The following is a 9,261-nucleotide window of genomic DNA, read 5'->3' on the forward strand; positions in this document are numbered from 1 at the left end:
TGATGGCGTCTTGGCAGCACGCATCATGTCATGACGTGCTTGCTCGCCCGTGTACCCACCTGAGCGTGTGTCGGCGCTGTTGGCGCGGGACACTGGAGGCTTCGACCGAAGCCAGATCAGCCAGCCAAGCGAACCCAGCTGATCAGGTGAACCAGGGCTATCGGGGCGAGGGACAACCTCGGGCCTGAACGGTCTCGTGAACAACGCAGGAAAACCCTCGAGTTGGTCCTTGCGAGCTCTGTGCAGGCGGAGGTGCCGCCGGTGCTCGCGGAACTCTTGATCCAAGTCAAACCGGTGGCGTCGATCTCAACCACATGCGCCTTCCGTTGGCCGGCCACATTCACCCCGATCGCCGTGGTCACGAGACCATGTCGTTGCCTGCCGGCACTCCCGAAGATTGTCGGGAGGGCAACGGTGTCGCCTTTGGGCATAGCTCACTTCGAGCGTAAGTTCCCGAAGTTGACCGCAGCAACCGCCGACAGGACGAGATTGCTCGAAAACCAGGATTCAATGGCAGGACGATCATGTCGGCAGGGTGTCCGACGAGATCCTTGATGATCATTCGGCTCCCGTCCGACGAAAGTACCCGTCCGGCCGATGTCGGGAATGGGCGCGGAGGAGTGAGGATGGGTGGTCGGAGGTTGAATACGCCTCGGCCTTCGAGAAGTCGATCGCAGTATCCCCGAACTACGGCCACCTTGATGAGCGAGCAACCTCGTAACGTCGTCCGGCTCGAAACCGCCGGCACGGTGGTTCAGGCGAGAACGGTGAAGGGGGGCGTGCATCTGCATCCGCACGCCGGTCGAGTCACCGACATTCCGCGGCAGCTGCCGCTGGCGCCGCACTGGTTGGTCGCCCGTGACCAGGAGCTGAACAGCCTGACCGCCGCGCTCGACAAAGGCTTGGCCGAACGTCGGCTCGCGGTGATGACGGTCGAAGGTGTGGGCGGCGTCGGCAAAACCGCGTTGGTCCTGTTCTGGGCGCAACGCAATCTGGCGCGATTCCCCGACGGTCAGTTGTTCGTCGACCTGAGGGGGTTCGATGTGAGCGGTGTTCCGGCATCCGCCTCGGCTGTGTTGAGCGGCTTTCTGGTCTCACTCGGAGTGGAGCCGGCCGCTATTCCTGCCGACCAGGACGCGGCCGCGGCCCTCTATCGGAGTCTGCTGTCGGACAAGCAGATGCTCGTCATTCTCGACAACGCGCTCGACGGCGCTCATGTACTGCCGCTGCTGCCGGGTGACTCGTCGTGTGCGGTCGTCGTCACCAGCCGGCGTCATCTGGCTGGTCTGCGGATGCGTGGTGCGTCGCGGATAAGGCTGGACTCCCTGCCCAGTGCCGACGCACAAGCGTTCCTCGCGCGGCGGATCGGCGATTTCGTCGATGCCGAGCCGGCTGCGGTGGACACGTTGCTTCGCTGCTGTGCCGGACTGCCATTGGCCCTCGCGATCGTCGCGGCCCGCACGTCGGATCATCCCGAATTCCCGTTGGCCGTGCTTGCCAGTGAGCTCGAGGAGGAGTCGGTCGGCTTGAGCGCATTCGACGCGGGAGACGGAACTTCCGATCTACGTGCGGTGCTCTCCTGGTCGTCGGCCGCTTTGGACGACGACGAGGCGAGGACGTTTCGGATGCTCGGCGCCGCGGGGCTCCCGGAGATCGGGTGCGAGGCCGCGGCCAGTCTCATGGCGCGGCCGGCGACGACTGCGACGCAGGTGCTTCGTGCACTCGAGGCGAAGTACCTGGTTCGCCAGCACACGCCGGGACGGTTTCGGATGCACGAGCTCGTCCGGCGCCACGCGGCGGAGCTGTCGAGCTCGGCGGACACGACTCATGCCCGGTCGGCCGCGCTACGTCGTCTGGGCGACTTCTACCTGCACACCGCTCGCGCTGCGGACGAGTTGCTCTATCCGCATCGGACCCCGGTGCCGGCACCTGACTTGGCAGCCGGGTGCGGCCCGGTCAGCCCGGTGGACGACACGGCGGCGCTCGAGTGGTTCGTGCGGGAGCATCAGCAGATCCTCGCCGTGCAGCGGACAGCGATGCGGTGGGGCTGGTCCGAGCACGTGTGGCAGTTGTCCCGGGCGCTCGACACCTACCACTACCGCCGCAGCCTTCTGCGCGAGAACGTCGACTCCTCTCGCCTGGGTGCCAGCGCGGCCGACCTGATGGGCGACGAGACGGTGCGGGCGCTTGCCCATCGCCAGCTCGGCCGCGCATACACCAGGTCGGGCCAACTCGCCGACGCCGAGGCGTCGCTGTGGCTGGCGCTGACCTTGACGAGGCGGGCAGGGGACACCGTCGGGGAGGCGCACACGCTGCACGACCTCGCCAGGACCTGCTCGTTGAGCGGCCGAACCGAGCAGGCCTTGATCCATTCGACGTCCGCGATGACGTTGTACCGCGCGGCCGGAAACTCCGTGGGTGAGGCCCATGCGCTCAACGCCCAGGGCCGGCAGCACGCCGTTCTCGGGAGTCACGAGCGTGCGCGCCGGTGCTGCCAGTCGGCGCTCTCCTTGCACGAGGCCAGCGGCAACACCAGTGGCCAGCTGGCCACTCTCGAGACGCTTGGCTTCATTGCCAGGGAGACAGAGCGGCATGCCGAGGCATTGGATTACTACTCCCGCGGACTCGCGCTGTGCCATCGGCTGCGGAACCAGTTCGTCGAGGCGAAGCTCGTGGAGCATGTCGCCGGTGCGCGTATCGCCCAGGACATGCTGCCGGAGGCTCTGGGTGCGCTAAGACGCGCGTACGACCTGTACGCGGGCCAGCGCCGCGTGGTGGAGGCGGAGAGAGTTCGCCTCAAGACCAGCAGCATCGAGCGTGCGCTGCGAGATGCTGGCCCGTAAGCCGTCCCCGTCCAGGAATGAACGAGACCGGGCCTCCCACGCCGTTGTGGGAGGCCCGGTTCGTCAGCGCCGGTCGGCTACTTCGTGCCGATCCGGATCTTCATCGAGGTGCCACTCTCCGACTGCACCCGGATCGTCGTCCCGGTGGCCGGGAGCGTCACGCCCGCGTTGGGCTGCTCGGCGTACCAGTAGGTCCTGGTGTCGTCGAACAGCGGCACGGCGTCCTGGCCACGGACGTAGCTCGGCTTGCCGTTGACGTGCAGCATGAACGACGCCGCCTTGTGCCGCGAGAACGGCACGTCGTAGCCGGCGATCCGCTCCCGCCACGGCTGGCCCTCCAGGTTGTAGATCGGCGCGGGGTGCGCGTCGACCGGGAGGATCAGGCCCTCGCCCGGGTGCTGGCTGGTGTTGTTGTCCGGCTGGGCGGTGTCCCAGTACCAGACGCCGAGGCCGGTCTCGTACGGGAAGTGCTCCGCCCAGTCCGGCCGGGCCGGGTCACCGAAGTTGTACGGGCCCGTGCGCATGTACTGGTCGTAGGACTCGTACGTGCGGTTCGACGCGAGGTAGAAGTTGTCGAACGGCAGGATCTCGGACTGCTCGGCGATCCGGAACCCGGACACCGTCCAGCCGTTGTCGCCGTCCTCGGCGCCGTCGGTGAACACCGGCTGGCCGTCGACGTTGACCGAGACCTCGTCGGCGAAGAAGCCGGGCAGGGCCAGGCCGCCGTCGGTCTTGTAGCGGAAGCGCACCTGCACCTCACCGCCGACGACCGAGTCCAGCGGGACGTTCATGTCCAGCCACTCGTCGTCCGACGTGGTGGAGATCGCCGGGTCGCCATTGGAGTCCTGCTGGAACGGCTGCCCGCCGACGGTCCCGTCGAGCGAGGTCCACGTGGCCCCGCCGTCCGTCGAGGCCTGGGTGTAGAGGTAGTCGAAGTCCTCCTCGATGTCGAAGCGCGCCTTGAGGGTCAGCGACGCCGAGGTGGCCCCGGTCAGGTCGACCGTGCGGGTCAGCGTGTTGTCGAGGTCGTCCCCACTGGTGGACCACCACTGGTGCTCGCCGGCGAACGGCGCGCCGTAGTCGAACGTGACCTCCTTGTCCGGCAACACGACCACGACACCCTGCGGCTTGGCCGAGTTGTACTCGTGCGGGCCGAGGTTCAGCGTCTTGGTCTGGCCGGCGACCACCGTCTCGTAGTCGAGCCAGCCGAGCTGGAGCTTCGACCACGGGTCCATGTCGTTGACCCGGAAGCCGATCGGCTCGCCCGGCCCGGAGACCCGCTGCTGGGCCATCAGCGACCACCAGTTGAGGTTGTTCTGCCCGCCACCGGAGGTGTCGTACAGGTCCGGCAGACCGAGGTCGTGGCCGTACTCGTGGGCGAACACGCCGACGCCGCCGTTCTCCGGCTGCATGGTGTAGTCGCCGACCCATAGGCCGGAGTCGCCGACCTCGGTGCCGCCCTGCAGGTTGTCGCCCGGGCCGGTGCTGGTGTTGCTGAACGCGAACGCGCGGTGGCTCCATGCCGCGTCCTCGCCGTAGATCGGGTCACCGTCGGCCTGGTCGCCACCCGCGTGCACGATCTGGAAGTGGTCGAGATAACCGTCCGGCTCGTCGAAGTTCCCGTCACCGTCGAAGTCGTTGCGGTCCCAGACGTCGTAGGTGGCCAGCTCGGCCTTCACCTGCTCCGGCGTCTTGCCGGCCGCGACCTGGTCGTCGTACCACTGGTTGACGCCGTCCTGCACCAGGTTGAACGCGTTGCTGCAGACGTTGCCGCCGCAGGGGAAGCCGTTCGACCGGCCGTAGCGGGCCTCGTTGTACCTGACCTTCACCCAGTCGCTGACCGTGCCCTCGACGGAGTACCGGCCCGACGACTGCTTCTCGTAGTAGTTCGCGAGCGAGTCGACGTCCGGGTTGTCCGAGAAGTACAGGTCCTGGTAGTGCTGCCGGCTGTAGTCCTCCTGCCAGATCGTGGAGTTGTCGTTCCCGCGGTCGGGCTCCGGGATCTGGTTGTGCAGCGGACCGTCGAAGGTCACCGGGCCCGGGGTGTTCGGGTCGGTGTCCTGGTCCGGGTAGTCCGGGTGCCGCTCGTTGCCGAACTCCGCCAGCACCACGAAGATCTTGTCGGTGTCCGCACGGGACAGCTCGACGTACTGGTCGACCTGTCCGCCCTTTTTGCCCTGCTTGTTCGTCGCGGCCTTCTTGCCCATTTTGACGACCGTGCTGGAGCCGCGCTTCTCCGTCGTGCGCTCGCCGGACAGCACGTCCGCCAGGGCCTCCTGGCGCATGGCCCGGCGCTTCTCCTCGGCTGGGCTGGGCTGATCGTCGGTCCCGGCGACGGCGCCGACCTGGTCCTTCTGGTTGACCGGCGGCGCCGCCTGGGCCACCGATCCGAACGTGGTCAGCCCCGCCGCCACCATGGCGACGCTCGTAAGGCCGACAAGGATTCTCCGTTGCAACGCGTCCTCCATGGATCGCTCAAAAAGCGCGGGCCACCCGGCAGGCTGACCTCGACGCGTGCGAGATATTACGTAACGTGAATATGAATGGGGACCCGGCGAAAGGCCTAATCCGATTGGGCTAACCCGCGTGGGTTGGTCCAGTCGGCCGCCGGGCGGCGCCTGTCTGGTGGTGCGCCGACGTCTGCTCGGTGGCGCTTCGTGGCCGGCGGCTAGGCTCGCGACGTGGTACAGCAGGTGACCAACGCCCCGGCGGACCGGCGCCGGCTGATCCGCCGGATCGCCGCGCGGTCACTGCTCGCCCTGGGCGCGATCGTCACCTTCCTCGGCGTGGCGCTGGTGGTCGCCGCGTGGACCGAGGACATCGCGATCGACCGCGACATCGGCTTCGCGAACGCCGAGGTGGTCGCGGACTCCTTCACCCGGACCCTGGTGCGCTTCTACACGCCGGACGGGGCGGAGCACATTCCGCAGACCGGCGTCCTGTACCCGGCCGGGCTGAAGCAGGGCGACGTGGTCGAGGTCGAGTACCAGCTGGACAACCCCGAGCTGGTGCGGGTCGCCGGGCGGGGTGCGGTGATCACCCTGCTGCCGGTCGGGTCGACCGTGCTGGCCGTGTGGGCCGTGCTGGTGCCGTCGGTGTGGACGCTGCGCCGGGTCCGGCCGCCGCCGAGCCCCGCCGATCCCGCCGAGCCGACGCCCGTCGGCTGACTTTCGCGTGCGCGTGGACGCCTGTACGACTTTCGTCGGGTTTCTGTCTGTAGTGGGTGATTTACAGTCAGTTGCGTCGTACGAAAGTCGATCGGGGAGCTCTGATGTGATGAGCGTTACGAGAAAGGTCTCGTTCGCGGTCAAGGCCGTTGTCGGTGCCGCCGTGCTGATGGTCGCCGTTCCCGCGGTCGCGTGGGCGGATCCGCCGTCCGCGCTGCCGGCCAGCTTCGCCGAGGCGGACGGCAGGTGGCAGCCGGCGTTCGACTACGACGGGGACGGCTGCTACCCCACGCCCGCCATCGGCCCGGACGGGACGGTCAACCCGGGGCTGAAGAACTCCGGCGCCCTGAACGGGAACTGCCATGACCAGTCCGACCTGGACAACACCAACTCCTACTCCAGGGCCAAGTGCAACAACGACTGGTGCGCCTACCTCTACGACCTGTACTTCGAGAAGGACCAGGCCGTGCCCCTGGTCGACTGCTGCGGGCATCGGCACGACCTCGAGCACGTCGTCGTCTGGGTCAACCAGGACCAGGCGCAGTACGTGTCGGTCTCCGCGCACGGCGACTACTCGACCTACCCCCGGTCCCAGGTCGGCTGGGAGGGCACGCACGCCAAGGTCATCTACCACAAGGACGGCGCCAGCACGCACTGCTTCCGGCTGGCGGGCATGACCGAGCAACCGGAGAACCACTACGGCACCTGGCAGTACCCGGACCTGGTCAGCTGGGACAACTTCCCGCCCGGCATCAGGGACAGGCTGACCGGCGCCGACTTCGGCAGCGCCAGCCTGGCCATCAAGGACGGCGCCTTCGAGGACAACCTCGACAAGGCCAAGCCGGCCGGCATCCCGTTCAACCCGTACGGCTGAGCACGCCGGGTGCCCCGCCGTACGCGGTGGGGCACCCGGTTATGACACGTATCTGAAATTCGCGGGTTCACGTGTAACATCGGGACGTGGACCTGGAGCAGGAGTTCAATCGGATCGTCGGCGCCGAGCAGCGCATCGAGCCGCGGGACTGGATGCCCGACGGCTACCGCAAGACGCTCGTCCGGCAGATCGCGCAGCACGCGCACTCCGAGATCATCGGCATGCAGCCGGAGGCCAACTGGATCAGCCGCGCGCCCTCGTTGCGCCGCAAGGCGATCCTCCTGGCCAAGGTGCAGGACGAGGCCGGCCACGGCCTGTATCTCTACGCGGCCACCGAGACACTCGGCGCCGACCGCGAGGACCTCACGACGAAGCTGGTCGAGGGCCGGCAGAAGTACTCGAGCATCTTCAACTACCCCACCCTCACCTGGGCGGACATCGGCGCGATCGGCTGGCTCGTCGACGGCGCGGCCATCTGCAACCAGGTGCCGCTCTGCCGCACCTCCTACGGGCCCTACGCCCGCGCGATGATCCGCATCTGCAAGGAGGAGTCCTTCCACCAGCGCCAGGGCTACGAGCTCCTGATGACGATGATGCGGGGCACCGAGGCCCAGCGGCGCATGGTCCAGGACGCCGTCGACCGCTGGTGGTGGCCGTCGCTGATGATGTTCGGGCCGTCGGACGAGGAGTCGTCCAACACGGCGCAGTCGATGGCGTGGCGGATCAAGCGGCACACCAACGACGAGCTGCGGCAGAGGTTCGTGGACATGACCGTCCCGCAGGCCGACGCGCTCGGCGTCACGCTGCCCGATCCCGCGCTCGGGTGGAACGCCGAGCGCGAGCACCACGACTTCGGCGAGATCGACTGGGACGAGTTCTGGCAGGTCGTCCACGGGAACGGGCCGTGCAACAAGCAGCGGGTCGCGCACCGGCGCGCCGCCCACGAGGACGGCGCCTGGGTACGGGAGGCCGCCGCCGCGTACGCCGCCAAGCAGGCCGTCCGGGAGGACGTGGCGTGAGTGAAGCGAACCAGGGGCACGACATGAGTCAGCCACGGTCGGTCTGGCCGCTGTACGAGGTGTTCGTCCGCGGGAAGCGCGGGCTCAACCACGTGCACGTCGGGTCGCTGCACGCGCCGGACGACGAGATGGCGCTGCGCAACGCGCGCGACCTCTACACCCGGCGCAACGAGGGCGTGAGCATCTGGGTGGTGCCGGCGGCGGCGATCACCGCGTCGTCGCCGGACGAGAAGGACCCGTTCTTCGCGCCGAGCGGGGACAAGGTCTACCGGCACCCCACGTTCTACTCGATTCCCGAGGACGTGCCGCATCTATGACCGACTCGGGTGCGGGTGTCCCGCATGAACACAGTGACAACGCTTACGACGCCATCATCTCTGGCGAGAACGACGACCAGCACTGGGCGTTCGGCACGGGCTTCGACGACCCGCTGGCCGGCGTGGCCAGGGCTCTTCCGTCCGAAGTGGACCATGCGGATCTCGCGGCGTACTGCCTGATGCTCGCCGACGACGCGCTGATCATGTCCCAGCGGCTCACCGAGTGGTGCTCGCGCGCGCCCGAGCTGGAGGAGGACGTCGCGCTGGCCAACATCGCCCTGGACCTGCTCGGCCAGGCGCGGCTGCTGCTGTCCCGGGCCGGCGAGGTCGAGGACGCGGGCCGCGACGAGGACACCCTGGCATACCGGCGCGACGAGCACGAGTTCCGCAACGTGCGGCTGGTCGAGATCGACTGCGGGCCGGGCCCCGGCGGTGACTTCGCGACGACGATCGCGCGGCTGCTGGTGTTCTCCTCCTGGCGGCTGGCGGTGCTGACCCAGCTGGCGGCGTCGGTCGACCCGGTGCTGGCCGCGATCGCCGCCAAGGGGGTCAAGGAGCTGGCCTACCACCGCGACCACGCCGCGCAGTGGACGTTGCGCCTGGCGGGCGGCACGTCGCTCTCGCGGGACCGGATGATCGCGGGGCTGGAGAAGGTGTGGCCGCTGGTGCCGGAGCTGTTCGCCACCCATCCGGTCGAGCAGCGGCTGGCCGGCATCGCGGTGGACCCGGCGACCGTTCGGTCCGAAGTGGACGACGTGTTCGACACGGTGTTCGCGGCGGCCTCGCTCGACCGGCCGGACGCGGCGCCGATGTCGCCGGTGGCCGGGCGCGGCGGGCGGGACGGCGCGCACACCGAGGCGCTCGGGTACCTGCTCGCGGAGATGCAGCACCTCGCGCGGTCGCTGCCGGGGGCGACGTGGTGAGCGACCTTGCGAGCGAACCGAAGACACCGGGTACAGGCCCGCGAGTCAGCGAGCGGAGCGAGCCAGTGATCACGGGGCCGATGGCTTGTGAGCGGGCCGCCGGTGTCTGGACTGACGA

At 68.4% G+C, this 9,261-nt stretch carries 8 protein-coding genes; 6 read left to right on the plus strand and 2 right to left on the minus strand.

The window, feature by feature from the left end:
- Positions 1-116: 116 nt before the first annotated feature.
- Positions 117-431, minus strand: a complete 315-nt coding sequence (locus GEV28_RS42600) for a DUF397 domain-containing protein (RefSeq protein ID WP_367115205.1) — start codon at positions 429-431, stop codon at positions 117-119.
- Positions 432-701: 270 nt separating this feature from the next.
- Here GEV28_RS42600 and GEV28_RS27960 point away from each other — a divergent pair, with 270 nt between their 5' ends.
- The gene (locus tag GEV28_RS27960; RefSeq protein WP_291415314.1) at positions 702-2,843 is read left to right on the plus strand and encodes a tetratricopeptide repeat protein; all 2,142 of its coding nucleotides are present in this window, start codon (positions 702-704) and stop codon (positions 2,841-2,843) included.
- Between the two features lie 77 nt (positions 2,844-2,920).
- On the opposite strand, the gene GEV28_RS27965 is transcribed toward GEV28_RS27960, so the two are convergent.
- Positions 2,921-5,260: an immune inhibitor A domain-containing protein gene (locus tag GEV28_RS27965; protein ID WP_291415316.1), complete on the minus strand. Its 2,340-nt coding sequence runs from the start codon at positions 5,258-5,260 to the stop codon at positions 2,921-2,923.
- A gap of 264 nt (positions 5,261-5,524) precedes the next feature.
- Here GEV28_RS27965 and GEV28_RS27970 point away from each other — a divergent pair, with 264 nt between their 5' ends.
- The 5 genes from GEV28_RS27970 to paaC all read left to right on the plus strand — a co-directional run bounded on the left by GEV28_RS27970 (position 5,525) and on the right by paaC (position 9,143).
- Positions 5,525-6,010, plus strand: coding sequence for a DUF3592 domain-containing protein (locus tag GEV28_RS27970; protein WP_291415317.1), 486 nt, complete (start codon positions 5,525-5,527; stop codon positions 6,008-6,010).
- A gap of 109 nt (positions 6,011-6,119) precedes the next feature.
- The gene (locus tag GEV28_RS27975) at positions 6,120-6,884 is read left to right on the plus strand and encodes an NPP1 family protein (RefSeq protein ID WP_291415319.1); all 765 of its coding nucleotides are present in this window, start codon (positions 6,120-6,122) and stop codon (positions 6,882-6,884) included.
- Positions 6,885-6,970: 86 nt separating this feature from the next.
- Positions 6,971-7,903, plus strand: a complete 933-nt coding sequence (paaA, locus tag GEV28_RS27980; RefSeq protein ID WP_291415321.1) for a 1,2-phenylacetyl-CoA epoxidase subunit PaaA — start codon at positions 6,971-6,973, stop codon at positions 7,901-7,903.
- 23 nt (positions 7,904-7,926) lie between these two features.
- Complete coding sequence (gene paaB, locus GEV28_RS27985) at positions 7,927-8,220, plus strand: 1,2-phenylacetyl-CoA epoxidase subunit PaaB (RefSeq protein WP_291415328.1); 294 nt, start codon at positions 7,927-7,929, stop codon at positions 8,218-8,220.
- Complete coding sequence (gene paaC, locus GEV28_RS27990; protein WP_291415323.1) at positions 8,217-9,143, plus strand: 1,2-phenylacetyl-CoA epoxidase subunit PaaC; 927 nt, start codon at positions 8,217-8,219, stop codon at positions 9,141-9,143. Before paaB ends, paaC begins: the two co-directional genes overlap by 4 nt.
- Positions 9,144-9,261 lie beyond the last annotated feature (118 nt).

The organism is Actinophytocola sp. (assembly GCF_009379765.1).
Lineage (GTDB): Bacteria > Actinomycetota > Actinomycetes > Mycobacteriales > Pseudonocardiaceae > Actinophytocola.